This is a genomic window from Kitasatospora sp. NPDC090308 (assembly GCF_044769485.1).
GTDB classification, from domain to species: domain Bacteria; phylum Actinomycetota; class Actinomycetes; order Streptomycetales; family Streptomycetaceae; genus Kitasatospora; species Kitasatospora fiedleri.
The window spans coordinates 730,227-752,913 of record NZ_JBIVXY010000002.1 but is presented as its reverse complement, the minus strand read 5'-3'; the positions used below and the strand labels follow the sequence as shown (position 1 = coordinate 752,913).

Below are 22,687 nucleotides of genomic sequence, written 5' to 3'. Positions count from 1 at the left end.
GGCGGCCGGGCCGCCGCGCGCCCGCGCGCCACCCGTGCGACCGGCACCACCCGTACGACCCGCGCCACCCGCGCCACCCGCCCCTCCCCGACAGCTCCCCGCGTCCCCCCGCGCAAGGCACCCCGATCCTGGAGGATTCCGCCGTGACCCCGCTCGGTCCGCTCGACCCGTCCGCCGACCGCCCCCCGGCCGTCCCGGCCACGTTCCGCAGCGGTCCGCGCAGCAAGGCCACCGCCGGGCGGCCCGCTGCGAAGCCCGCCGCGAAGACCCCCGCCGCGAAGACCCCGGCCGCGGCCCCGGCGAAGTCCAGCGCGGCGAAGCCGGCCGGGCGGGCGGGTGCGGCGGACTCCGCCCCGGCCGCGGCCCGGCCGCCGGCCGCCGGGGGCGCGCTGCGGCTGCCGGAGGCCCCGCTGCCGCCGGCCGAGGTGGAGCGGCTGGTCTCCGGCGCGCACCACGACCCGCACGCGCTGCTGGGCGCGCACGAGCTGCCGACGGGCACCGCGATCCGAGTGCTGCGGCCGTTCGCGGAGCGGGTGGTGGTGGAGACCGAGCTGGGTCCGGCGGAGCTGACCCACCAGCAGGGCGGCCTGTTCACCGGCCTGCTGACCGGGCAGAGCTTCCCGCGCTACACCCTGCGGGTGACGTACCCGGGCGGCGAGCCGCTGGCCCAGGAGGACGGCTACCGGTTCGCCCCGACGCTGGGCGAGCTGGACCTGCACCTGATCCGGGAGGGCCGGCACGAGCAGCTGTGGCAGGCGCTGGGCTCGCACCTGCGCACGGTCGACGGGGTGGCCGGCACGGCGTTCGCGGTCTGGGCGCCGAACGCGGTCGGGGTGCGGGTGATCGGCTCGTTCAACCACTGGGACGGCACCGCGCACCCGATGCGCTCGCTGGGCTCCTCGGGCGTGTGGGAGGTGTTCCTGCCGGGGGTCGGCGAGGGCGAGCGCTACAAGTACCAGATCCTCACCCGGCAGGGGCACCGGCTGGAGAAGGCCGACCCGCTGGCCCGGGCCACCCAGTGCCCGCCGGAGACCGCCTCGGTGGTGACCGTCTCCCGGCACGAGTGGCAGGACGCCGACTGGATGGCGCGGCGCGCCCGCACCGTGCACCACCGCGCCCCGATGTCCGTCTACGAGCTGCACCTGGCGTCCTGGCGGCCGGAGCTGACGTCCTACCGGGAGATCGCCGAGGTGCTGCCCGGCTACCTGAACGAACTCGGCTTCACCCACGTCGAGTTCATGCCGGTGATGGAGCACCCGTTCGGCGGCTCCTGGGGCTACCAGGTCTCCGGCTTCTACGCCCCGACCGCCCGGCTCGGCACCCCGGACGACTTCCGGCACCTGGTCGACACCCTGCACCGGCACGGCATCGGCGTGCTGGTCGACTGGGTGCCCGCGCACTTCCCCAAGGACGGCTTCGCGCTGGCCCGGTTCGACGGCGAGCCGCTGTACGAGCCGGCCGACCCGCTGCGCGCCGAGCACCCGGACTGGGGGACGCTGGAGTTCGACTACGGCCGCACCGAGGTGCGCAACTTCCTGGTCGCCAACGCGGTGTACTGGTGCGAGGAGTTCCACGTCGACGGCCTGCGGGTGGACGCGGTGGCCTCGATGCTCTACCTGGACTACTCCCGGGAGGGCGGCGCCTGGACGCCCAACCAGTACGGCGGCCGGGAGAACCTGGACGCGGCCTCCTTCCTGCAGGAGATGAACGCCACCGTCTACCGGCGCTGCCCGGGCGTGCTGACGGTCGCCGAGGAGTCCACCGCCTGGGAGGGGGTGACCCGGCCGACCGACAGCGGCGGGCTGGGCTTCGGCCTGAAGTGGAACATGGGCTGGATGCACGACTCGCTGGTGTACATCGCCAAGGAGCCGGTGCACCGCAAGTACCACCACAACGAGATGACCTTCTCGATGGTGTACGCCTACTCGGAGAACTACATCCTGCCGATCTCGCACGACGAGGTGGTGCACGGCAAGCAGGCGCTGGTCGCCAAGATGCCCGGCGACTGGTGGCAGCAGCGCGCCAACCACCGGGCCTACCTGGGCTTCATGTGGGCCCACCCGGGCAAGCAACTGCTGTTCATGGGGCAGGAGTTCGCCCAGGGCGCGGAGTGGGACCACGAGCACGGCCCGCAGTGGTGGGTGCTGGACGAGGGCTGGCCGGCGCACGCCGACCACCGCGGCGTGCAGCGCCTGGTCGGCGCGCTCAACCACGTCTACCGGGAGACCCCGGCGCTGTACGAGCAGGACACCGTCCCGGCCGGGTTCGCCTGGCTGGACGGCGGCGCGGCCGAGGACAACGTGCTGTCCTTCGTCCGGTTCGCCGCCGACGGCAGCCCGCTGGTGGCGGTCTGCAACTTCTCCCCGGTGGTCCGGCACGGCTTCCGGGTCGGCCTGCCCCGGCTGGAGGGGGCCGAGCAGGTCTGGGAGGAGGCGCTCAACACCGACGCCGAGGAGTACGGCGGCAGCGGGGTGGCCAACTCCGGCCCGGTGAAGTCCGAGTCCGAGCCGTGGAACGCCCAGCCGCGCTCGGCCGAGCTGGTCCTGCCGCCGCTGGCCACCGTCTGGCTCCGCCCGGCCCGCTGAACCGCTCCGCTACCGCCGCGCGGCACCCGACCCGTGCGGCGGTAGCGGCGGTGCCGCAGCAAGTCCCCCGTGTGGTACGACGGTATGGTCGGTACGACCGCAGCCTGGGACGACCGGACGGAGAGCTCCACCGTGGCGCGCAGCGTGTACGTGACCGGGATCGACCGGGGGGACGGCCGGCAGGCCGTGGAGCTCGGGGTCATGGAACTGCTCACCCGCCAGGTGGACCGGGTGGGGGTGTTCCGGCCGCTGGTGCACGCCCCCGACGGCGGCGAGGCGGGCAGCGACCACGTGGTGGAGCTGCTGCGCGGCAGGTACCGGCTGGACCTGCCGGTCGCCGAGCTGTACGGGCTGACCTACGACGAGGCGGCGGCGCTGCAGGCGGCCCGCGGGCAGGACGAGCTGGTCTCGGCGCTGGTGGACCGGTTCCACCAGCTGGAGCGGCGCTGCCAGGCGGTGCTGGTGCTGGGCACCGACTTCTCGGAGACCAACATCCCGGACGAGCTGGCGTTCAACGCCCGGCTGGCGAACGAGTTCGGGGCGGGCGTGCTGCCGGTGGTCGGCGGCCGGCACGAGGACCCGCAGGCGGTGGTCGCGGAGGTGCGCAACGCGCACCGGGCCTACCGGGACCTGGGGTGCTCGATCCTGGCGATGGTGGCCAACCGGGTCCGGCCGGGGGCCAAGCAGCAGGTGCAGCGGACGCTGACCGAGAAGCTGCCGGTGCCGGTGTACGTGATCCCGGAGGAGCCGGCGCTGGCCGCGCCGACGGTGGCGCAGCTGGTGGAGGCGACCGGCGCGACGGTGCTGCTGGGCGACGCGGCGGGGCTCTCCCGGGACGTGCGGAACTTCGTGTTCGGCGGGGCGATGCTGCCGACCTTCCTGGACGCGCTGACCGAGGGCGCGCTGGTGGTGACCCCGGGCGACCGGGCGGACCTGGTGATCGGGTCGCTGGCGGCGCACGCGGCGGGCTCGCCGCCGATCGCGGGCGTGCTGCTGACGCTCGGCCAGCACCCGGGCCCGAACGTGATGGCGCTGGCCTCCCGGCTGGCCCCGGGCACCCCGGTCGCGGAGGTGTCGGAGGGCTCCTGGCTGACCGCGGCGGCGCTCACCCACCTGGAGGGCCGGATCGGGCCGAACAGCCCGCGGAAGGCCGAGATCGCCCTCGGCCTGTTCGAACTGCACGTGGACACCGTCGAGTTGACCAGCCGGATCGAGCTGAGCCGGTCCGAGCGGGTGACCCCGATGATGTTCGAGCACGCGCTGCTGGAGCGGGCCCGCGCGGACCGCCGGCACATCGTGCTGCCGGAGGGCACCGAGGACCGGGTGCTGCGCGCCGCCGAGGTGCTGCTGCGCCGCAACATCTGCGACCTGACCCTGCTCGGCGACCCGGACGCGGTGCACCGCCGACTGGCCGCGCTGGGCATCGAGTTCCCGCAGGCCGGCGACGCGGGCGCGCAGGCCCGGATCGTCGACCCGGCGGCCAGTCCGCTGCGCCAGCAGTTCGCCGAGCTGTACGCGAAGGCCCGGGCGCACAAGGGCATGACGGTGGAGCGGGCGCTGGACGTGGTCGCCGACGTCTCGTACTTCGGCACCCTGATGGTGCAGGAGGGCATCGCGGACGGCATGGTCTCCGGCGCGGTGCACTCGACCGCGGCGACCATCCGGCCGGCCTTCGAGGTGATCAAGACCTCGCCGGGCGCGGCGATCGTCTCCTCGGTGTTCTTCATGTGCCTGGCCGACAAGGTGCTGGTGTACGGCGACTGCGCGGTCAACCCGGACCCGGACGCCCGGCAGCTGGCCGACATCGCGATCCAGTCGGCGGAGACCGCCGCCCAGTTCGGGGTGGAGCCGCGGGTGGCGATGCTGTCGTACTCGACCGGCACCTCGGGCTCCGGCGCGGACGTGGACAAGGTCCGCAGGGCCACCGAGCTGGTCCGCGAGCAGCGCCCGGACCTGCTGGTGGAGGGCCCGATCCAGTACGACGCGGCGGTGGACGCGCACGTCGCGGCGACCAAGCTGCCGGGCTCGGCGGTGGCCGGGCGGGCCACCGTGCTGATCTTCCCGGACCTGAACACCGGCAACAACACCTACAAGGCGGTGCAGCGCTCGGCCGGGGCGATCGCGGTCGGCCCGGTGCTCCAGGGCCTGAACAAGCCGGTGAACGACCTGTCCCGGGGCGCGCTGGTGGAGGACATCGTCAACACGGTGGCGATCACCGCGATCCAGTCCCAGACCGCGGCCGAGGCCGCCGCCGAGGCCGCCGCCCCCGCTCCCGCTCCCGCTTCCGCAGGGGCCGCAGCCCCCGCCGCCGTCGAGAACCCCGTCGCAGGAGGCCCGCAGTGACCGCCGGTACCCGTGTCCTGGTGCTGAACGCCGGGTCGTCCTCGGTGAAGTACCAGCTGATCGACATGCTGGACGGCTCGAAGCTGGCCTCCGGCCTGGTGGAGCGGATCGGCGAGGAGGGCGGCCGGCTGCTGCACCTGCCGCTGACCGGGGAGCCGCGCGAGACGCTGCGGCGCTTCGCCGGGCACGACGTGGCGCTGGAGGCGGTGGCCGGGGAGCTGGCCGCGGACCTGATGGGCCTGGACTCGCCGGAGCTGGCGGCGATCGGCCACCGGGTGGTGCACGGCGGGCTGCGCTTCACCCGGCCGACCCTGGTCACCGACGCGGTGCTGGCCGAGATCCGCCGGCTGATCCCGGTCGCGCCGCTGCACAACCCGGCGAACATCACCGGCATCGAGGTGGCCCGGGCGCTGCGCCCGGACCTGCCGCAGGTCGCGGTGTTCGACACCGCGTTCCACGCCACGCTGCCCGAGCACGCGGCCCGCTACGCGATCGACCGGGCCACCGCCGACGCGCACCGGGTGCGCCGCTACGGCTTCCACGGCACCTCGCACCGGTACGTCTCCCGGGCCACCGCCCGGCTGCTCGGCCGGGACCCGGCGGAGCTGAACGTGATCGTGCTGCACCTGGGCAACGGCGCCTCGGCCTCGGCGGTGGCGGGCGGGGTGTGCGTGGAGACCTCAATGGGCCTGACCCCGCTGGAGGGCCTGGTGATGGGCACCCGCTCCGGCGACGTGGACCCGGGCCTGGTGTTCCACCTGCACCGGGTGGGCGGGATGAGCATCGACGGGATCGACGACCTGCTGAACCGGCGCAGCGGTCTGCTGGGCCTGTGCGGGGACAACGACATGCGCGAGGTGGTGCGCCGGGCCCAGGAGGGCGAGGAGGACGCCAAGCTGGCGTTCGACTCGTACGTGCACCGGATCCGGCGCTACCTGGGCGGCTACTACGCGGTGCTGGGGCGGGTGGACGCGGTGGCGTTCACCGCGGGTGTCGGGGAGAACTCCGTCGAGGTGCGGGCCGCGGTCTGTGCCAACCTGGAGGAGCTGGGCATTTCGGTCGACCCGGAGCTGAACGCGGTGCGCTCGCGGGAGGCGCGGACGGTCTCGCCGTCCTACTCGCGGGTCACCGTCGCCGTGGTGCCGACCGACGAGGAGCTGGAGATCGCCCAGCAGGCGTTCGCGCTGGTCCACGAGGTGTAGGCCCCGCGCGGGATGACTACCCGTCAGTATCCCACCCCTCGGAATGTTCGTTGGCGATATCTGACGGTACGAGCTGAATGTACCGATAACACGAACGGATAGACTGACGGATATGCGCCGAGCGAAAATTGTCTGCACCCTGGGTCCCGCGACGGACTCCTACGAACAGCTGAAGGCCATCGTCGAAGCGGGCATGAACGTCGCCCGCCTCAACATGAGCCACGGCTCCCACGCCGAGCACGAGGACCGGTACCGCCGCGTCCGCCAGGTCTCGGAGGACACCGGCCGCACCATCGGCGTGCTGGCCGACCTGCAGGGCCCCAAGATCCGTCTGGCGACCTTCGCCAACGGCCCGGTGACCGTTGACAACGGCGACACGTTCACCATCACCACCGAGGACGTCCCCGGTGACCAGCACATCTGCGGCACCACCTACAAGGGCCTGCCCGGCGACGTGAAGCCCGGCGACCCGATCCTGATCAACGACGGCGTCATCGCCCTGGAGGTCGTCAGCGTCGACGGCCCGCGGGTGAAGACCGTGGTGGTCGAGGGCGGCGTGCTCTCCAACAACAAGGGCATCAACCTGCCCGGCGCGGCGGTCAACGTCCCCGCGCTGTCCGAGAAGGACAAGGACGACCTGCGCTTCGCCCTCCAGCTGGGCGTCGACATGGTCGCGCTGTCGTTCGTCCGCAACGCCGGGGACATCGACGACGTGCACAAGGTCATGGACGAGGTCGGCATTCGTGTGCCCGTCATCGCCAAGATCGAGAAGCCGCAGGCCGTCGAGGCCATGGAGGAGATCGTCCTCGCCTTCGACGCGATCATGGTGGCTCGCGGCGACCTCGCCGTCGAGTACCCGCTGGAGAAGGTGCCGCTGGTCCAGAAGCGGCTGGTCACCCTCGCCCGCCGCAACGCCAAGCCGGTCATCGTCGCCACCCAGATGATGGAGTCGATGATCCACGCCTCGCGCCCGACCCGCGCCGAGGTCTCCGACGTCGCCAACGCCATCCTGGACGGGGCGGACGCGGTCATGCTGTCCGCCGAGTCGAGCGTCGGCAAGTACCCGGTCGAGACCGTCAAGACCATGAGCAGGATCGCCGAGAAGGCCGAGGAGGAGCTGCTCTCGCAGGGCCTCCAGCCGCTCAACCCGGGCCGCAAGCCGCGCACCCAGGGCGGCTCGGTCGCCCGCGCCGCGTGCGAGCTGGGCGACTTCCTGGACGGCAAGGCGCTGGTCGCGTTCACCAAGTCCGGTGACACCGCGCGCCGGCTCTCCCGCTACCGCTCGCCGATCCCGGTGATCGCCTTCACCCCGGACGTCGCCACCCGCAACCAGCTCTCGCTGAGCTGGGGCGTCGAGGCGTACGTCTCGGAGCAGGTGGCCACCACCGACGAGATGGTCGAGCAGGTCGACCGCGAGCTGCTCAAGATGAACCGCCTCGCCGAGGGCGACACCGTGATCGTCACGGCCGGCGTGCCGGTCGGCATCCCGGGCACCACCAACATGGTCCAGGTGCACCACCTGGGCGCCCGCTCGGAGAGCTGAGCACCCCGCACGAACGCCGCAGGGGCGGGACCCGAGGACCGGGTCCCGCCCCTGCGGCGTTCCGTGGCGGCCGGTCAGCCGTCGTACGGCTCCTTGTCGTTGAACAGCCGCATGCCGGGGATGGTCAGGTCGCCGCCGAACTGGCCCGCCTGCACCGCCTTGGCGTTGGTCAGCGTCAGGTCCAGCGGGATCGGCACCGCGCCCAGCAGGTCCCACAGCCACTTCGGCAGGGTGTCCGGGGTGAGCGTGATCTGGCCCAGGTCGATCGGGATCGGCAGGCCGTAGACCGCCGCCAGGTTGCCCGACAGGCTCTCCACGTACATGGTGATCGGCCCGTTGCGCATGGTCGAGGTCGACCCCTCGCGGCTCTTCACGTGGAAGGTCAGGCCGGGGATCTGGATGGTCGACATGTCGAGGTTCTCGATGTCGACGCTGGCCGTGGTGAACTTCAGCACCCGCTTGGTGCCGCTCTCCGTGGTGACGTCGTAGACGCCGTTGAACACCGAGCCGTGCAGCGCCAGCCGGGTCGAGTGCAGCACCCAGTTCTGGTCCGGCACCACGTGGCCGGAGGGGGCCGCCTTCGCGGCCAGGCCCTTGGTGCTGACCAGGCAGTTCGGGTCCGCGGAGGCGGAGGCCGAGGCGGACGGCGACGGCGAGGGCGTGGCGCTGCCCTTGGGCGCGGCGCCGCCGGAGGCGGTGGGCTTCGGGGCGGTGGAGCCGCTCGCGGCCGGAGCGGAGGGCGCGGGCGGGGCGGCGGGCGTCCCGGCGGCGCGGGGGGCGCCGGACGGGGCCGGGGTGGCCGCGGGGGTGGTCGGCGCGGCGGTGGTGGGCCGCGCGGTCGGCGAGGGCGTCGGGGACGGGGAGGCGCTCGCGCCCGGGTGGATCAGGTTGTTCCACCAGTCGTCGATCACCCCGGCCTGCTGGACCCCGCCGGGGGCGGCGCCCGCCTTCGGCACGGTGTACACGGCGGACTGCGCCGTCGCGGGGCCGGCCGGGCCGGTGAAGACCGCCGGCACCGCGGCGGCGCTGCCCGCCGGGGCCTGCCCGACGGCCGCGGCCCGGCTCACCGAGGAGTCCGGCAGCACCTTGATCTCGCTCTTCGGGACGGGCGTCTCCTTCAGCACCGTGTCCGGGGCGCAGGCGCCGCTCTGCTGCGGGTCGGCGGCGGCCAGCGTCGGCGCGTAGGCGGCGCCGACCAGCAGCGCGGTCGGCACGGCGGCGATCGCCAGCGCCCGTCCGCGCAGCCGGGAGCGGACCCCCTCCCGGGGCACCGCGTGCCGCGGGCCGGGGACGGTCGGCTTCTCGGGTCCGGTCACCGCTGCTCCTCTCCGACGGGTGCCTGCGGGACGGCCCCGTGCTCCAGCGGCCGCTCGGCGGCGGCCTGGGCGGGCAGCTGCGCGGCGGGGGCCGGCTGCGGCGCGGCGGCGAACTCGGCGGCGGACTCGGTGGCCGGGTCGGCGACCGGCTCGGCGGCCGGCTCCGGCAGCGGCGCCCAGGACACCAGCAGGCCGCCGGCGATCAGGCCGGGCACCAGGCCCATGCCGAAGCCGCCGAGGTTGGAGACCGGGACGGAGATCAGCGCCAGGATGGTGGTCGCCACCCCGCAGAAGATCCGCACCAGGGGCTGGAACCAGGCGGTCAGCCCGAGCGAGATCATGAGCAGGCCGATGATCATCGAGCCGGCGCCGGCGGTGGTGGCCATCGCCACCGTCAGACCGCCCAGGCTGAGGTGGGCGTAGGGGAAGTACAGGATCGGCACGCCGGCGATCATCGCGAGCAGCCCGCCCCAGAACGGCCGGGTGCGCCGCCACGTGCGGAACCCCCGCCGGGTGCGGCCGACCGGGCCGACCGGGTTCTCGGGCCAGGCCTCGACGGTTGCGCTGGACATGGTGCGACTCCTCGATGGTGGGTCCGAGGGGGGAGACGGGTGGTCCCGGGTGCGCCGGGGTGCGGTGCGAGGGGGCGGCGCGGCCGCCCCCTCGCACCGGTGGTCCGCCGTCGGGCCCGGCCGGCGGGCCCTCAGGTGCGGACTAGTAGCACTCGACGCCCGCGCCGGAGCCCTTGTTGATGTTCAGCTTCAGGCCGTTGAGCGTGAAGGTGCCGGCCGAGGTGGCCCACGCGGTCTGCTGGACGTGCTGCAGGTGCGCGGAGTCGGCGGCCTGGGCGAAGCCCTGGGCGCCGGTCGGCAGGGTGCCGCCGTCGTCCTGGAGCTTCTTGACGGCGGAGCCCTTGAGGGTGCCGGCGTCCTGGCCGATGTTGATGTTCTTGAACTCGGCGTCCGCGTTCAGCTGGTTGAGGTCGATCAGCAGCTGCTGGGCGTCGACCTGCTTCGCCTTGTCGTCGCTCTGGCCGGCGTTGAGGACCAGGGTCCACTTGCCGAGCGGGCCGAGGTCGGTGACGACCGACTGGCACAGGTTCTTCAGCGTCGCGTGGTCGAAGGCCGAGACCGCGACCGGGTGCGGGGTGCCGTTCTTCTCGACGTCCACGCCGCCGAACTGGGAGAAGCCCTCGCCCTGGAGGTCGTCGACGGTGACCTTGAACTGCTGGCCGGAGACCGAGAACGAGGCCGCGAGGGCGGAGTTGGCCAGCGAGACGCCGATCGCGGCGGTGGCCGCGATGCTGGGCACCATCACCAGGGCGAAGCGCTTCCAGCGGGTCTTGCCGTAGGACTGGGACATGCGTGGTCCTCCTTCTAGGACGTACATCTCCGGTCGTTCCGGTGCGTCCCGCACGTGGTCCGGCCCGGGATGGGAGAGAGCTACGTCCTCGGTAGCGGAGAGCGCCTGCTGCCGTGGGGACGGCGCCGGCGATCACCCCCGAGCGACAACCAGGCGGCCGCGCGGGCCGCGCGGCCGTTTCGAGGCCAGGAACCGCTGCGTGGGATCCGCGGTTACCCCCCTGCCCTCACCCGGTGGGGACCCCTCGTCGCCGAGGGACCGGGCGTCGCCGATCGTTGTCCAAACCGGGGCGGAGCACAAGAGGTCCGTTACTGACGGGTAATCCAACAGTGAACGGGGTCGATCATGGAATCGAAGGCTCCGCAACGGAGTGTGACCGAAATCGCGTGTGCGTCCGATGTCAAACCGCCGAAACACTGCCGAAACACCCCGCCGCGGTCACGAGTCGTGACCGCGGCGGGGTGTTATCAAGATTTGGTAAACCTGGCCGGACTCCACCCGAAAGTCGTCAAATCGCCGACGACACCGCAGGTCACCCGAGGTGTCACCCGGTGCCGCCGGGACGCCCCCGGGTGCCTGCCCGGACCGCCCGGTCAGCGCCCGGACGGGCCGCCCGGACGGCGCGTCAGAACAGCACCCGGGCCAGCGCCTGGCGGGCCGCCACGGTGCGCGGGTCCTCCGAACCGATCACCTCGAACAGCTCCAGCAGCCGCAGCCGCGCCGCGTCCCGGTCCTCGCCGAACGTCCGGGCGACGGTGTCGACCAGGCGTCCGAAGGCGTCCTCCACGTGCCCGCCGACCAGGTCCAGGTCGGCGGCCCGCAGCTGGGCCGGCACGTCCTTCGGGTCGGCCGCCGCGTCGGCGCGCACCTGCTGCGGGTCGAGCTGCTCCACCCGCTGCAGCAGCTGGGCCTGGGCCAGGCCCAGCTTGGCCTCGACGTGCCCGGGGCGGTCGCTCAGCACGTTCTGGTACGCCCGCACCGCGCCGGCCAGGTCGCCCCGGTCCAGCGCGTCGTGCGCGGCCTCCAGCGCCGGGTCGGCCGGCACCCGGGGCTCGGCCGCCGCGCCCTCGCCGCCGCCGGCGGCCCCGCCGACGATGCCGAAGCGCTGCTCGGCCACCGCGATCAGCTGGTCCAGGATCTTGCGGACGTTCGCCTCGTTCTCGGCGCCCTGGAACAGCGGCACCAGCTGGCCCGCCACCACCGCCATCACGGCCGGGATGCCCTGGATCCCGAACTGCTGGGCGATCTCCGGGTTGGCGTCCACGTCGATCTTGGCGAGCACGATCCGGCCGGCGTACTCCTCGGCGAGGCGCTCCAGCACCGGGCTGAGCTGCTTGCACGGGCCGCACCACTCGGCCCAGAAGTCCACCACCACCGGGACCTCGGCCGAGCGCTGGACCACCTCGGACTCGAAGGTCTCCTCGGTGACGTCCAGGACCAGGGGGTAGTCCGCGAGCGCCGGGCCGTCGCCCGCCGCCGCCTGCCGGGCCCGCTCGGCCCGGGTCTGCTCCGCCTTCTGGGCGGCCTCTCCGGCCGCCTTCACCGCGGCGAGGTCCACCGCACCGCGGAGGGCGGAGCTGTTGAGACGCGAATTCCGTGACTGCATGGCTCTATCCTCCCCCGTCGGAGCCGGTGCCGGGTGCCATCCACCCGGAAAAAACCGGAGCGGGCCGCCCGCCTCCCCGGCGGGGCCCGGACCGTTCGACGCGGGTCCCCACTCGCGTCGGGCGCCCGCCCGATCCCGGGGCGGGGCGCGATGGTCGTCGCTCTTTCGCTACTGGTCGTAGCGTATCTGCCCCCCGGGCTCCCCCCGCAAGCCCCCCGCCCCCTCCCGGAGCGTGAGCTGTCCCACTTTCCGGTCCGGGGCGGGTGCCGGTCGACGCGGCATGTCGCTACCGTGGGAGCAACAAGTTACTTCTGAGTAAACAAGCCAGGAGGCGCGGTGGCCCCCACCACCCGGCAGCCCGCCGAGCACCAGGACCCGCCCGCCCAGGACGCCGCACCCGTCGAGGACGCCCCGCCCGGCGCCCCGCCCGCCCGCGGCAAGGGCCGCCCCCGCAGCGCCGCCGCCGACCAGGCCATCCTCGACGCCACCCGCGAGGCGCTCGCCGAACTCGGCTGGGGCGGGCTCACCATGGGCGACGTCGCCCTGCGGGCCGGCGTCGCCAAGACCACCCTCTACCGGCGCTGGCCGTCCAAGAGCGAACTCGTCGTCGACGCCATCGCCAGCCTCTTCGACCAGCTGGAGTGCGCCGACCGCGGCAGCCTCCAGGCCGACATCGAGGCCGTGGTCGCCCGCTTCGCCGAACTGCTCAGCCTGCCCGAGACCCAGGCCGCGCTGCTCGCCCTGTTCGCCGAGGGCACCCGCGACCCGCAGCTGCGCCGGCGGATCCGGGAGCGGATCGTCCAGCCGCAGAAGGTCCTGGTCGAACTCGGCCGGGCCAACGCCCAGGCCCGCGGCGAGATGGACCCGGACCGGGACCGGGCCGCCGCCGACGAGGAGATCGACATCATCTTCGACACCATCGCCGGCACCGTCGAGCACCGGCTGCTGGTGAGCGGCGAACCCGTCACCCCGGACTGGATCCGCCGCTTCACCACCCTGCTGCTGGGCCCCTTCCCGGGGCTGCTGCGCTGATCCGCGCTCAGTCGTCGAGGCCGTCCAGGCCGGTCAGGTCCAGCGCCGCCAGCCGCTCCGGGTCGGCCAGCACGTCGATCCGCGCGACCAGGCCGTCCACCACGGTGAACGCCATCACCGAGACCGGCGCGCCGTCCACCACCGTCAGCACCCCGTAGGCGCCGTTCACCAGCACCGGGCGGCCGAACGGCAGCAGGTGCCGGAAGCCCTGCGCCGAGGAGGCGATCGCCCGGCTGCCGCGGAGCACCTTGCTGAGCGCCGCCATCGCGGTGCCGCCGTCCGCCCGCAGCACCGCGTCCGGGGCCAGCACCGCCACCAGGGCCTCGAAGTCGCCGTCCCGGGACGCCGCCCGGAACGCCTCCACCGCGGCCCGCTGGGCCGCCGGGTCGCGGTCCGGCTCCGGGGCGCCCTCGCGCACCCGCCGGCGGGCCCGGGCGACCGCCTGCCGCACCGCCGCCGGGGACTTGTCCAGCAGCGGCGCGATCTCCTCGAACGGCACCGCGAACAGGTCGTGCAGCACGAACCCGAGCCGCTCGGCCGGGCCGAGCGTGCCCAGCACCACCTGGAGCGCGATCCCCACCCGGTCGCCCAGCAGCGCGACCGCCTCCGGGTCGTCCCGCTCCGGCGCGGCCAGCACCGGGTCCGGCACCGAGGTGTCCAGCTCCTCCTCGCGCCGCCGCTCCCGGCCGCGCAGCTCGTTCAGGCAGACCCGGGAGGCGACGGTGGTCAGCCAGCCGCCCAGGTTCTCCACCTCCTCGGCGTGCCGGTCCAGCCGCAGCCAGGTCTCCTGCACCACGTCGTCGGCCTCGCCCAGTGACCCGAGCATCCGGTACGCCACCGCCCGCAGCCTGGGCCGGTGCTCCTCGAACCGCTCGGCGAGCCGCGCTCCCCCGGTCATCCGTCACTCCCCTTTCCCCGGGCCAGGATAGGGGGGCGGACGGACGGCGGCCCGGGGCGGTCGGTTGATCGGCCGGTCAGTCCATCGGCCCGCCGCCGGCTAGAAGCTGGCGTTCTCCTGGTAGGTGCCCCACTCCTCGCGCAGGGCGTGGCAGATCTCACCGAGGGTGGCCTCGGCGCGGACGGCCCGGAGCATCGGCTCGATCATGTTGGCGCCGGAGCGGGCGGCGGCGAGCATCGCGTCGAGGCCGGCCCGGACGGCGTCCTCGTCGCGCCGCGCCTTGCGCTCGCGCAGGGCGCGGACCTGCTCGCGTTCGACCTCGTGGCTGACCCGGAGGATCTCCAGCTCGGGGGTGACGCTGCGGGGGTGGCAGTTGACGCCGACCACCCGCTTGTCGCCCTTCTCGACGCCCTGCTGGTAGCGGAAGGCGGCCTCGGCGATCTCGCCGGTGAACCAGCCCTCCTCGATGCCGCGCAGGATGCCGGAGGTCATCGGGCCGATCGGGTGCTCGGCGCCCTCCCTGCCGAGGCCGCCCTTGTCCAGGATCTGCTGGAAGATCGCCTCGGCCTGCCGCTCGATCCGGTCGGTGAGCGCCTCGACGTACCAGGAGCCGCCGAGCGGGTCGGCGACGTTGGTGACGCCGGTCTCCTCCATGATCACCTGCTGGGTGCGCAGGGCGATCTCGGCGGCCTGCTCGCTGGGGAGGGCGAGCGTCTCGTCGAGGGCGTTGGTGTGCAGCGAGTTGGTGCCGCCGAGGACGGCGGAGAGCGCCTCGACGGCGGTGCGGACCACGTTGTTGTAGGGCTGCTGGGCGGTGAGCGAGACGCCGGCGGTCTGGGTGTGGAAGCGCAGCCACTGCGCCTTGTCGGTCTTCGCGCCGAAGTGGTCGCGCATCCAGCGGGCCCAGATCCGGCGGGCGGCGCGGAACTTGGCGATCTCCTCGAAGAAGTCGAGGTGGGCGTCGAAGAAGAAGGACAGGCCGGGGGCGAAGACGTCCACGTCGAGGCCGCGGGAGAGGCCGAGCTCGACGTAGGCGAGGCCGTCGGCGAGGGTGTAGGCGAGCTCCTGGGCGGCCGTGGCCCCGGCCTCGCGGATGTGGTAGCCGGAGACGGAGAGCGGCTTGTAGGCGGGGATGCCGGCCGCGCAGTGCTCCATCAGGTCGCCGATCAGGCGCAGGTGGGGCTCGGGGGCGAAGAGCCACTCCTTCTGCGCGATGTACTCCTTGAAGATGTCGGTCTGCAGGGTGCCGTTGAGGACGGCGGGGTCGACGCCCTGGCGCTCGGCGGCGACCAGGTACATGCAGAAGACCGGGACGGCGGGGCCGCTGATGGTCATCGAGGTGGTGACCTCGCCGAGCGGGATGCCGCGGAACAGCACCTCCATGTCGGCGGCGGAGTCGATGGCGACGCCGCAGTGGCCGACCTCGCCGAGCGAGCGGGCGTCGTCGGAGTCGTAGCCCATCAGGGTCGGCATGTCGAAGGCGACGGAGAGGCCGCCGCCGCCGGAGTCGAGGATCATCCGGTAGCGCTCGTTGGTCTGCTCGGCGTTGCCGAAGCCGGCGAACTGGCGGATGGTCCAGGCCCGGCCGCGGTAGCCGGTGGGGTGCAGGCCGCGGGTGTAGGGGTACTCGCCGGGCCAGCCGATCCGCTCGAAGCCCTCGACCTCCTGGCCGGGCGGCGGGCCGTAGACCGGGGCGACCTCCTCGCCGCTCAGCGTGGTGAAGTCCGCGTCGCGCTTGCGCGCCCTGTCGTACCGCTGCTGCCAGCGCTGCCGTCCGGCCTCGATCTGCTCGGCGTCCATCGGCTCCGACTCCCGCTCCGTGCGGCCGCTCCGGTGGGGGCGGCGGAAGAACTGCTTGGATGTCCTAGTAATTTACTCGGACGTCCTAGTACCTGTCGACGGCCGGCCCCGGACACGCGGAGGGGCGCCCCTTCCGGCGGAAGGGGCGCCCCGGCAGAGCGCTGGTGCGGGCGCGGTCAGGCGGCGACCGGCTCCGGTGCGGCGACCAGCGGCGCGACCTCGCGGACGACCCGGCGCTCGACGAAGAACACGGCGGTGGGGACGGTGCCGGCCAGCAGGGTCCAGAGCAGCTTGCCCATCGGCCACTTGGCCTTGGTGCCCAGGTCGAAGGCGAACGCCAGGTAGACCACGTAGAGCCAGCCGTGCGCGATGCCGACCGCGGTGGTGAAGCCGGACGCGCCCGAGATGTCGAGGACGTACTTGGCGATCACCCCGAGGGTGAGCAGGATCAGGAGCACACCGGTGACGTAGGCCATGGCGCGGTAGCGGGTCAGCACACTCTGCTTCATGCAGTCGAGGGTAACCGCCCCTACGCGCCGTCCCGGTCGGGCCCCTCCTCGGCCGGGGCCTCGAAGTCGCCGGCGGCGATCCGCAGCGGGCGCAGCAGGTCGAACACCTCGCGGCAGGCGTCGGCGTCGTAGCCGTCCAGGCCGAACTCGACGGCGACGAGTTCGCGGGTGGCCTCCTCGACGACCCGGCGGCCGCGGTCGGTGATGGCGGCGAGGACGCCGCGGCCGTCGAGCGGGTTGGGGCGGCGGGTGACCAGGCCGGCCCGCTCCAGGCGGTCGACGGTGTTGGTGACGCTGGTGGGGTGGACCATCAGGCGCTCGCCGATCTTGGAGAGCGGGAGCTCGCCGGAGCGGCTGAAGGTGAGCAGCACCAGGGCCTCGTAGCGGGCGAAGGTGAGGCCGTAGGGCTTGACCACGGCGTCGACCCGGCCGAGCAGGATCTGGTGGGCGCGCATCACCGAGGTGATCGCCGCCATGGACGGCACCTTGCCCCAGCGGCGGGTCCAGAGCTCGTCGGCGCGGGCGATCGGGTCGAAGTCGAGGGCGAGGGGCTTGGGCACGCCCCCACCGTACCCGCGGGGCCGGGCGGGGGTAGCAGGTGTCCACGATGGTGGACAAGCCGCCCCACTTGGCGGGATCACGCCAAACAGACGAGGGCGGCCGGCCGACGGCCTTTTACCGTGCATATTCCGGCAATATTCAGTGATTGCACCGGAGTTGGGCCTCCGCGCAGCCCACGCGGCACGGTTCGCAGTGAAACATCCGATGTCCTGAGCTGTTCTTTCCCCGGGCGCTGGCGAGAGTTTGCCAATAGTTGCCGAACGGCTGTTCCCGGCCGCCACCGCGTCGTCATGCTTCTGGCCAGCCCCGTTCGACACCGCCGGCCCACCCCACCGGCGGATGTCGCCTGACCGCACGGAGCTGCACGTCAGCACCCGTTCCGCCCCAGCAGGCACTGACCCCGGTGCCCCGGGACGAGGTGTGACCGCGCACACGCGGTTGATCCGGAAGGAACCCGTACGTGAAGCGAAAGCTTGCTGTCGGCGCCGTTCTCTCTGCCTCGGCCCTGCTGGCCGGTGCGATCCAGGTGAGCGCCGGAATGGCGTACGCCGCCCCCAATCCCGCCGCCCTGGGCCACGGCGACCAGCTCGCGCTGGCCGCCGCACAGGCGCCCGCCGCCGCCAAGGCCCTGGGCCTGGGCGCCCAGGAGAAGCTGGTCGTCAAGGACGCCGTCGTCGACGCCGATGGCACCCGTCACTTCCGTTACGAGCGCACCTACAACGGCCTGCCGGTGCTCGGCGGCGACCTGGTCGTGCACCAGGCCGCCAACGGCAAGGTGAAGTCCACCGACAAGGCCGTCTCCGGCAGCCTGGCCCCCGCCTCGCTGAGCCCGAAGCTGTCGGCCGGCCAGGCCGCCGCCAAGGCGACCGGCGCGGTGCAGGCCACCGTCGGCATCACCGCGGACGCCGACGAGGCCGCCCTCACCTCGGTCTCCGGCGCGAGCGGCGACGCCCAGCTGGTGGTCTGGGCCGCCGACGGCGCCCCGCGGCTGGCCTACCGCACCACCGTGGAGGGCGTCCGGGCGGACGGCACCCCGAGCCACCAGGTGCTGGTCACCGACGCGGACAGCGGCGCGCTGCTCTCCAGCCACGAGCAGGTGCAGACCTCCAACGCGACCGGCACCGGCAACGGCGTCTTCGTCGGCAACGTCTCGCTGACCACCACGCTGTCCGGCAGCACCTACACGCTGAAGGACGCCACCCGCGGCGGCCAGTACACCACCACCCTGGCCGGCAAGACCTCCGGCAAGGGCACCGTCTACTCCAAGACCAGCAACACCTGGGGCAGCGGCGCCGCCTCCAACGGCGAGTCCGCGGCCGTGGACGCCCAGTACGGCGCGGCCGTCACCTGGGACTTCTACAAGAACACCTTCGGCCGCAGCGGCATCCGCAACGACGGCGTCGGCGCGTACAGCCGGGTCCACTACGGCAGCAACTACGTCAACGCGTTCTGGGACGACAGCTGCTTCTGCATGACGTACGGCGACGGCTCGGGCAACACCCACCCGCTGACCGAACTCGACGTCTCCGGCCACGAGATGAGCCACGGTGTGACCTCCAACACCGCGGGCCTGAACTACTCGGGCGAGTCCGGCGGCCTGAACGAGGCCACCAGCGACATCTTCGGCACCCTGGTCGAGTTCTACGCCAACCTGTCGAAGGACAACCCGGACTACCTGATCGGCGAGCTGATCAACATCAACGGCAACGGCACGCCGCTGCGCTACATGGACAAGCCCTCCAAGGACGGCGCGTCCGCCGACTACTGGTCCTCCACCGTCGGCAACAAGGACGTCCACTACTCCTCGGGCGTCGCCAACCACTTCTTCTACCTGCTGTCCGAGGGCAGCGGCGCGAAGACCGTCAACGGGGTGAGCTACAACTCGCCCACCTACAACGGCTCGACGGTCACCGGCATCGGCCGGGACAAGGCCGCGCAGATCTGGTACCGGGCGCTGACCGTCTACATGACCTCCACCACGAACTACAAGGCCGCCCGCACGGCGACCCTGAACGCGGCGAAGGACCTGTACGGCTCCGGCTCGACCCAGTACAACGCGGTCGCGGCCGCGTGGACCGCGGTGAACGTCAACTGACGCCGGCCCGGTAGCAGCAGAGCCCGCGGCGGCCCGGCCTCCCACGAAGAGGCCCGGCCGCCGCGCACCACGTTCCGGGGCGGTCGGGTCAGGCGGTCGCCGGGGCGGCGCCGTCGAGCTCGCCGCGCTCCTCCCGGGCCAGCGTCCGCTCGGCGAAGAAGCCGCCGGTGGGCAGCACCGAGAGCACGAACAGCAGCAGGGTGCGCTTCGGCTCCCAGCGGCGGGCCTGGTGCGCCTGCACCAGGAACACCAGGTAGAGGACGAACAGCACGCCGTGCACCATGCCCATCACCGGGACGGCGTTGAAGCTGGTGGTGCGCTTGAGCACCGAGCAGACCAGCAGCAGCAGGAACGACAGGCCCTCGGGGCCGGAGACCAGGCGCAGGCGGTGGACGGCGGCGACGCTCTTCACGGGGATTCCTCACGGGGGCACGGCACGGCGGACGGCTGGCTTTGTGAACGGATGCACAAGCCGGGCCCATTATCACCGACCCGACACCGGCGCCGACGGCGGACCCCCTATCCTGCTGTGCTGCGCGCGCCCCGACCGTCGGGCCGCGCGGACCCACGGGGGGAACACGCCATGCTGAAACGGGACTGGGACCGCCACACCTGCGCCACGCGCGGCCACGTCACCTACGCGCCGGACGAGCCCGAGCTGCGCGAGCGGCTGCGCACCGCCACCGCGGTCGGCACCGCCTGGCGCTGCCTGCGCTGCGGCGACTTCGCGCTCGGCGACCCGCACGGCTCCGGCCCGGCCGAGGACGCGCCGCTGGTGCCGCGCGGCAAGGCCCTGCGCGACCTGTTCATCCTGCGCTTCCTGGCCGTCGAGCGGCTGCTGCGCGGTCTGCTGATCGTGGTCGTCGCCTGGGGGGTGTGGAAGTTCTCCAACAGCCAGGACGCGGTGCGCCGGATCTTCGACGAGAACCTGTCGGTCCTCAATCCGGTCACCGAGCACTTCCACTGGGACCTGGAGCACTCGCCGATCGTCGACACCATCCGCAAGACCTTCGACTACCGGCACTCCACCCTGGTCTACGTGGCCGCCGCGCTGGTGGCGTACGCGCTGATCGAGATCGTCGAGGCGTTCGGCCTGTGGTGGGGCCACCGCTGGGCCGAGTACCTGACGGTGGTGGCCACCGCCGCCTTCCTGCCGCTGGAGGGCTACGAGCTCAGCGAGCACGTCAGCGTGCTGAAGGTCTGCACCCTGCTGCTGAACGTCGCCGCGGTGCTCTGGATCATGCTCTCCAAGCGCCTGTTCGGCCTGCGCGGCGGCCGGGCCGCGTTCGAGGCCGAGCGGCACTCGGCCTCGCTGCTGGAGGTGGAGGTCTCGGCGGGGGCGCTGCCGCAGCAGGTCTGACCCCCGCCCGCCCGGGGGGTTTCGCCCGTTATGTCCGGCTGATGGGGCGTCCGATGTCCGGATTCCGTACCGAACGGGTACCAGCACGGCCGGTTCCCCTCCCCTCCCGGGGAGGGGCGCGCTAGATTCCCGGACGTGGCACAGTTCCGACTCCAGGGGTCCAGGGTCCTCGCCGTCGATCTCGCCGGGGACACCGTCAAGGCACGCAACGGCTCGATGGTCGCCTACACCGGGCAGATGGGCTTCAAGAAGCTCTCCGGCGGCGGCGACGGCCTGCGCGGCATGGTCACCCGCCGGCTCACCGGCGAGCGCATGGAGGTCATGGAGGTGAAGGGGCAGGGCACCTGCTACTTCGCCGACCGGGCCACCGAGATCAACCTGGTCCGGCTGAACGGCGAGACGCTGTTCGTCGAATCCGACAACCTGCTCTGCACCGAGGCGACGCTGCGCACCGGCACCTCCTTCACCGGGCTGAACGGCATGGCCAGCGGCAACGGCCTGTTCACCACCAAGGTCGAGGGCCAGGGCTGGGCGGCGGTCACCTCGGACGGCCCGGCGGTGATCCTCCGGGTCGGCCAGGGCCTGCCGCTGCGGGTGGACCCGGGCGCGTACATCGCGCACACCGGCAACCTCCAGCGGTCGCTCAAGTCCGGGGCGGGCTGGTCCACCCTGATCGGCGAGGGCGGCGGCGAGGCGATGCAGGTCGAGTTCACCGGCGAGGGCCTGGTCTACGTCCAGCCCTCCGAGCGCATGACGCTGGGAGGCGAGGTCTGATGGCCTTCACCCGGATCAACGGCAAGATGATCTCCGCCCAGGTGGTGCCCGGGCAGCGGATCCTGTCCCAGCGCGGCGCGATGCTCGGCTACACCGGCGAGGTCTCCTTCCAGCCCAACCTGATGGGCGGCCAGGGCGGCGTGATGTCGATGATCGGCCGCCGGGTCGCCAACGAGGACACCCCGCTGATGACCGTCGAGGGCCACGGCACCGTGATGTTCGGCCACGGCGGCCACCACGTGCACGTGGTCGACCTGGTCGGCGACACCCTGTACGTGGAGGCCGACCGGTTGCTGGCCTTCGAGGGCAGCCTCCAGCAGTCCACCATGTTCATGGGCCAGCAGGGCGGCCTGATGGGCGTGGTCCGCGGCCAGGTGACCGGCCAGGGCCTGTTCACCACCAAGCTCACCGGCAAGGGCGCGGTCGCGGTGATGGCCCACGGCGGGGTGATCGAACTCCCGATCCTCCCCGGCCAGCCCGTCCACGTCGACCCGCAGGCCTACGTCGCGCACCGCGGCGAGGTCACCAACAAGCTCTCCAGCGCCCTCGGCTGGCGCGACATGGTCGGACGCGGCTCCGGCGAGGCGTTCCAGCTCGAACTGTCCGGGCAGGGCACGGTGTACGTGCAGGCCAGCGAGGTGAAGCTCTGATGTCCTACCCCCCGCAGCAGCCCTACGGCCAGCAGCCGTACGGACAGCAGCCCCCGCCCTACGGCCAGCAGCCGTACGGGCAGCAGCCCCCGCCGTACCCGCCGCAGGGGCCCCCGCCCGGGTACTCCCAGCAGCAGTACGACCAGTCCCACCAGGCCACCCAGGCGGGCCTGCCCGTCCCCCCGCCGCCCTACCAGGCCGGTCCGGCCGGGCAGTTCGGCGCGCCGGTGTTCCAGCCGCCCGGCGGCGAGGGCCCGCAGGTCTGGGACCCGGGCACGCTGCCCGCGAACGACAACGTCAACCCCTACTGCTTCTCGGTCGACCTGAACGGCGCGTACTACCTGCAGAAGGGCAAGATGATCGCCTACTACGGCGAGATGCGCTTCTCCGGGATCGGCCGCGGCGCGCTCGACCGCGTCCTGGAGCAGAACTTCAACTCCCCGTTGCACGCCGCCGACTGGGTGGTCGCCGAGGGGCGCGGCAAGCTGCTGCTCGCCGACCGGTCGTACGACCTCAACTCGTACGACCTGGAGGACGGCAACCTGACCGTGCGCTCGGGCAACCTGCTCGCCTTCGAGCCCACGCTGCGGCTCAAGCAGTCGATCATCCCCGGGTTCCTGACCCTGATCGGCACCGGCAAGTTCGTCGCCGCGTCCAACGGGCCGGTGCACTTCGTCGAGCCCCCGATCCGGGTCGACCCGCAGGCCCTGGTCGGCTGGGCGGACTGCCCCGCGCCCTGCCACCACTACGACCACGGCTACCTGCACGGCGTCCTCGGCGGCCTGCGGCACCTGACCGGGATCGGCGGCGCGAGCGGCGAGGAGCACCAGTTCGAGTTCATCGGGGCCGGGCAGGTGCTGATGCAGTCCTCCGAGACGCTGATGGCCGAGCGCTCGGTCGGCGTGGTCGGCGCGGAGCCGGGCATCCCGGGCAGCGGCGTCCCGCAGCAGGCCGGCGGACACCAGCAGGCCCCGAACATCCCGGGGCTAGGCAACCTGGGCGACCTGGGGCGGCGGTTCGGCCTGTAGGACCGAAAGGCGGTACCGGGGGC

At 72.9% G+C, this 22,687-nt stretch carries 19 protein-coding genes; 10 read left to right on the top strand and 9 right to left on the bottom strand.

The genetic code is table 11. The features are described 5' to 3' along the window. Nucleotides 1-143: 143 nt before the first annotated feature. From glgB to pyk, 4 genes are all read left to right on the top strand, one after another. Nucleotides 144-2,585 (top strand): 1,4-alpha-glucan branching protein GlgB, encoded by a 2,442-nt coding sequence (gene glgB, locus ACIQVD_RS07355; protein ID WP_400681722.1) that lies wholly within the window; start codon nucleotides 144-146, stop codon nucleotides 2,583-2,585. A gap of 132 nt (nucleotides 2,586-2,717) precedes the next feature. Beyond that, complete coding sequence (gene pta / locus ACIQVD_RS07350) at nucleotides 2,718-4,928, top strand: phosphate acetyltransferase (RefSeq protein ID WP_400682633.1); 2,211 nt, start codon at nucleotides 2,718-2,720, stop codon at nucleotides 4,926-4,928. After that, nucleotides 4,925-6,130 carry an acetate kinase gene (locus ACIQVD_RS07345; protein ID WP_400681724.1) on the top strand — a complete coding sequence of 402 codons (1,206 nt, stop codon included), beginning with the start codon at nucleotides 4,925-4,927 and terminating at the stop codon, nucleotides 6,128-6,130. Before pta ends, ACIQVD_RS07345 begins: the two co-directional genes overlap by 4 nt. Nucleotides 6,131-6,242: 112 nt before the next feature. Further along, nucleotides 6,243-7,673, top strand: coding sequence for a pyruvate kinase (gene pyk / locus ACIQVD_RS07340; RefSeq protein ID WP_100836303.1), 1,431 nt, complete (start codon nucleotides 6,243-6,245; stop codon nucleotides 7,671-7,673). A gap of 74 nt (nucleotides 7,674-7,747) precedes the next feature. Here the strand turns inward: pyk and ACIQVD_RS07335 are convergent, their stop codons facing one another. The 4 genes from ACIQVD_RS07335 to trxA all read right to left on the bottom strand — a co-directional run bounded on the left by ACIQVD_RS07335 (nucleotide 7,748) and on the right by trxA (nucleotide 11,957). Next, nucleotides 7,748-8,989, bottom strand: a complete 1,242-nt coding sequence (locus ACIQVD_RS07335; protein ID WP_402286609.1) for a hypothetical protein — start codon at nucleotides 8,987-8,989, stop codon at nucleotides 7,748-7,750. Beyond that, nucleotides 8,986-9,561, bottom strand: coding sequence for a DUF6114 domain-containing protein (locus ACIQVD_RS07330; protein ID WP_402286606.1), 576 nt, complete (start codon nucleotides 9,559-9,561; stop codon nucleotides 8,986-8,988). Before ACIQVD_RS07330 ends, ACIQVD_RS07335 begins: the two co-directional genes overlap by 4 nt. A 142-nt stretch (nucleotides 9,562-9,703) precedes the next feature. Next, nucleotides 9,704-10,351, bottom strand: a complete 648-nt coding sequence (locus tag ACIQVD_RS07325) for a DUF6230 family protein (protein WP_100836306.1) — start codon at nucleotides 10,349-10,351, stop codon at nucleotides 9,704-9,706. A 625-nt stretch (nucleotides 10,352-10,976) separates the two neighbouring features. Beyond that, nucleotides 10,977-11,957: a thioredoxin gene (gene trxA / locus ACIQVD_RS07320; RefSeq protein ID WP_400681731.1), complete on the bottom strand. Its 981-nt coding sequence runs from the start codon at nucleotides 11,955-11,957 to the stop codon at nucleotides 10,977-10,979. A 336-nt stretch (nucleotides 11,958-12,293) separates the two neighbouring features. Between trxA and ACIQVD_RS07315 the strand changes: the two genes are divergently transcribed. Further along, nucleotides 12,294-12,989, top strand: a complete 696-nt coding sequence (locus tag ACIQVD_RS07315) for a TetR/AcrR family transcriptional regulator (RefSeq protein WP_199846979.1) — start codon at nucleotides 12,294-12,296, stop codon at nucleotides 12,987-12,989. A 7-nt stretch (nucleotides 12,990-12,996) separates the two neighbouring features. Here the strand turns inward: ACIQVD_RS07315 and ACIQVD_RS07310 are convergent, their stop codons facing one another. The 4 genes from ACIQVD_RS07310 to ACIQVD_RS07295 form a co-directional block, all read right to left on the bottom strand. Next, on the bottom strand, nucleotides 12,997-13,887 hold the full coding sequence (locus ACIQVD_RS07310; RefSeq protein WP_402286603.1) for a sigma-70 family RNA polymerase sigma factor: 891 nt from the start codon (nucleotides 13,885-13,887) through the stop codon (nucleotides 12,997-12,999). A 99-nt stretch (nucleotides 13,888-13,986) separates the two neighbouring features. Beyond that, entirely contained in the window at nucleotides 13,987-15,687 is a 1,701-nt protein-coding gene (locus tag ACIQVD_RS07305; protein ID WP_100836310.1) for a methylmalonyl-CoA mutase, read from the bottom strand. A 176-nt stretch (nucleotides 15,688-15,863) separates the two neighbouring features. Then, nucleotides 15,864-16,196 (bottom strand): DUF3817 domain-containing protein, encoded by a 333-nt coding sequence (locus ACIQVD_RS07300; protein WP_100836311.1) that lies wholly within the window; start codon nucleotides 16,194-16,196, stop codon nucleotides 15,864-15,866. A gap of 20 nt (nucleotides 16,197-16,216) precedes the next feature. Further along, nucleotides 16,217-16,756 (bottom strand): MarR family winged helix-turn-helix transcriptional regulator, encoded by a 540-nt coding sequence (locus ACIQVD_RS07295; RefSeq protein ID WP_402286600.1) that lies wholly within the window; start codon nucleotides 16,754-16,756, stop codon nucleotides 16,217-16,219. Nucleotides 16,757-17,217: 461 nt separating this feature from the next. Here ACIQVD_RS07295 and ACIQVD_RS07290 point away from each other — a divergent pair, with 461 nt between their 5' ends. Further along, the gene (locus ACIQVD_RS07290; protein WP_400681737.1) at nucleotides 17,218-18,852 is read left to right on the top strand and encodes a M4 family metallopeptidase; all 1,635 of its coding nucleotides are present in this window, start codon (nucleotides 17,218-17,220) and stop codon (nucleotides 18,850-18,852) included. Between the two features lie 88 nt (nucleotides 18,853-18,940). On the opposite strand, the gene ACIQVD_RS07285 is transcribed toward ACIQVD_RS07290, so the two are convergent. Continuing rightward, nucleotides 18,941-19,270 carry a DUF3817 domain-containing protein gene (locus tag ACIQVD_RS07285; RefSeq protein WP_400682636.1) on the bottom strand — a complete coding sequence of 110 codons (330 nt, stop codon included), beginning with the start codon at nucleotides 19,268-19,270 and terminating at the stop codon, nucleotides 18,941-18,943. A 168-nt stretch (nucleotides 19,271-19,438) separates the two neighbouring features. Between ACIQVD_RS07285 and ACIQVD_RS07280 the strand changes: the two genes are divergently transcribed. From ACIQVD_RS07280 to ACIQVD_RS07265, 4 genes are all read left to right on the top strand, one after another. Then, entirely contained in the window at nucleotides 19,439-20,212 is a 774-nt protein-coding gene (locus ACIQVD_RS07280) for a DUF2127 domain-containing protein (RefSeq protein ID WP_400682638.1), read from the top strand. A 135-nt stretch (nucleotides 20,213-20,347) separates the two neighbouring features. Next, the gene (locus ACIQVD_RS07275) at nucleotides 20,348-20,986 is read left to right on the top strand and encodes an AIM24 family protein (RefSeq protein WP_400681739.1); all 639 of its coding nucleotides are present in this window, start codon (nucleotides 20,348-20,350) and stop codon (nucleotides 20,984-20,986) included. After that, complete coding sequence (locus ACIQVD_RS07270) at nucleotides 20,986-21,636, top strand: AIM24 family protein (protein WP_400681740.1); 651 nt, start codon at nucleotides 20,986-20,988, stop codon at nucleotides 21,634-21,636. Before ACIQVD_RS07275 ends, ACIQVD_RS07270 begins: the two co-directional genes overlap by 1 nt. A 227-nt stretch (nucleotides 21,637-21,863) precedes the next feature. After that, nucleotides 21,864-22,664 carry an AIM24 family protein gene (locus ACIQVD_RS07265; protein ID WP_400682641.1) on the top strand — a complete coding sequence of 267 codons (801 nt, stop codon included), beginning with the start codon at nucleotides 21,864-21,866 and terminating at the stop codon, nucleotides 22,662-22,664. Nucleotides 22,665-22,687: the final 23 nt, after the last annotated feature.

Excerpts from the sequence above, each read along its gene's own strand:
- ACIQVD_RS07300 (WP_100836311.1), bottom strand. The coding sequence starts at position 16,196 with ATGAAGCAGAGTGTGCTGACCCGCTACCGCGCCATGGCCTACGTCACC.
- ACIQVD_RS07325 (WP_100836306.1), bottom strand. The coding sequence starts at position 10,351 with ATGTCCCAGTCCTACGGCAAGACCCGCTGGAAGCGCTTCGCCCTGGTG.
- trxA (WP_400681731.1), bottom strand. The coding sequence starts at position 11,957 with ATGCAGTCACGGAATTCGCGTCTCAACAGCTCCGCCCTCCGCGGTGCG.
- ACIQVD_RS07305 (WP_100836310.1), bottom strand. The coding sequence starts at position 15,687 with ATGGACGCCGAGCAGATCGAGGCCGGACGGCAGCGCTGGCAGCAGCGG.
- ACIQVD_RS07330 (WP_402286606.1), bottom strand. The coding sequence starts at position 9,561 with ATGTCCAGCGCAACCGTCGAGGCCTGGCCCGAGAACCCGGTCGGCCCG.
- pyk (WP_100836303.1), top strand. The coding sequence starts at position 6,243 with ATGCGCCGAGCGAAAATTGTCTGCACCCTGGGTCCCGCGACGGACTCC.
- ACIQVD_RS07270 (WP_400681740.1), top strand. The coding sequence starts at position 20,986 with ATGGCCTTCACCCGGATCAACGGCAAGATGATCTCCGCCCAGGTGGTG.
- ACIQVD_RS07310 (WP_402286603.1), bottom strand. The coding sequence starts at position 13,887 with ATGACCGGGGGAGCGCGGCTCGCCGAGCGGTTCGAGGAGCACCGGCCC.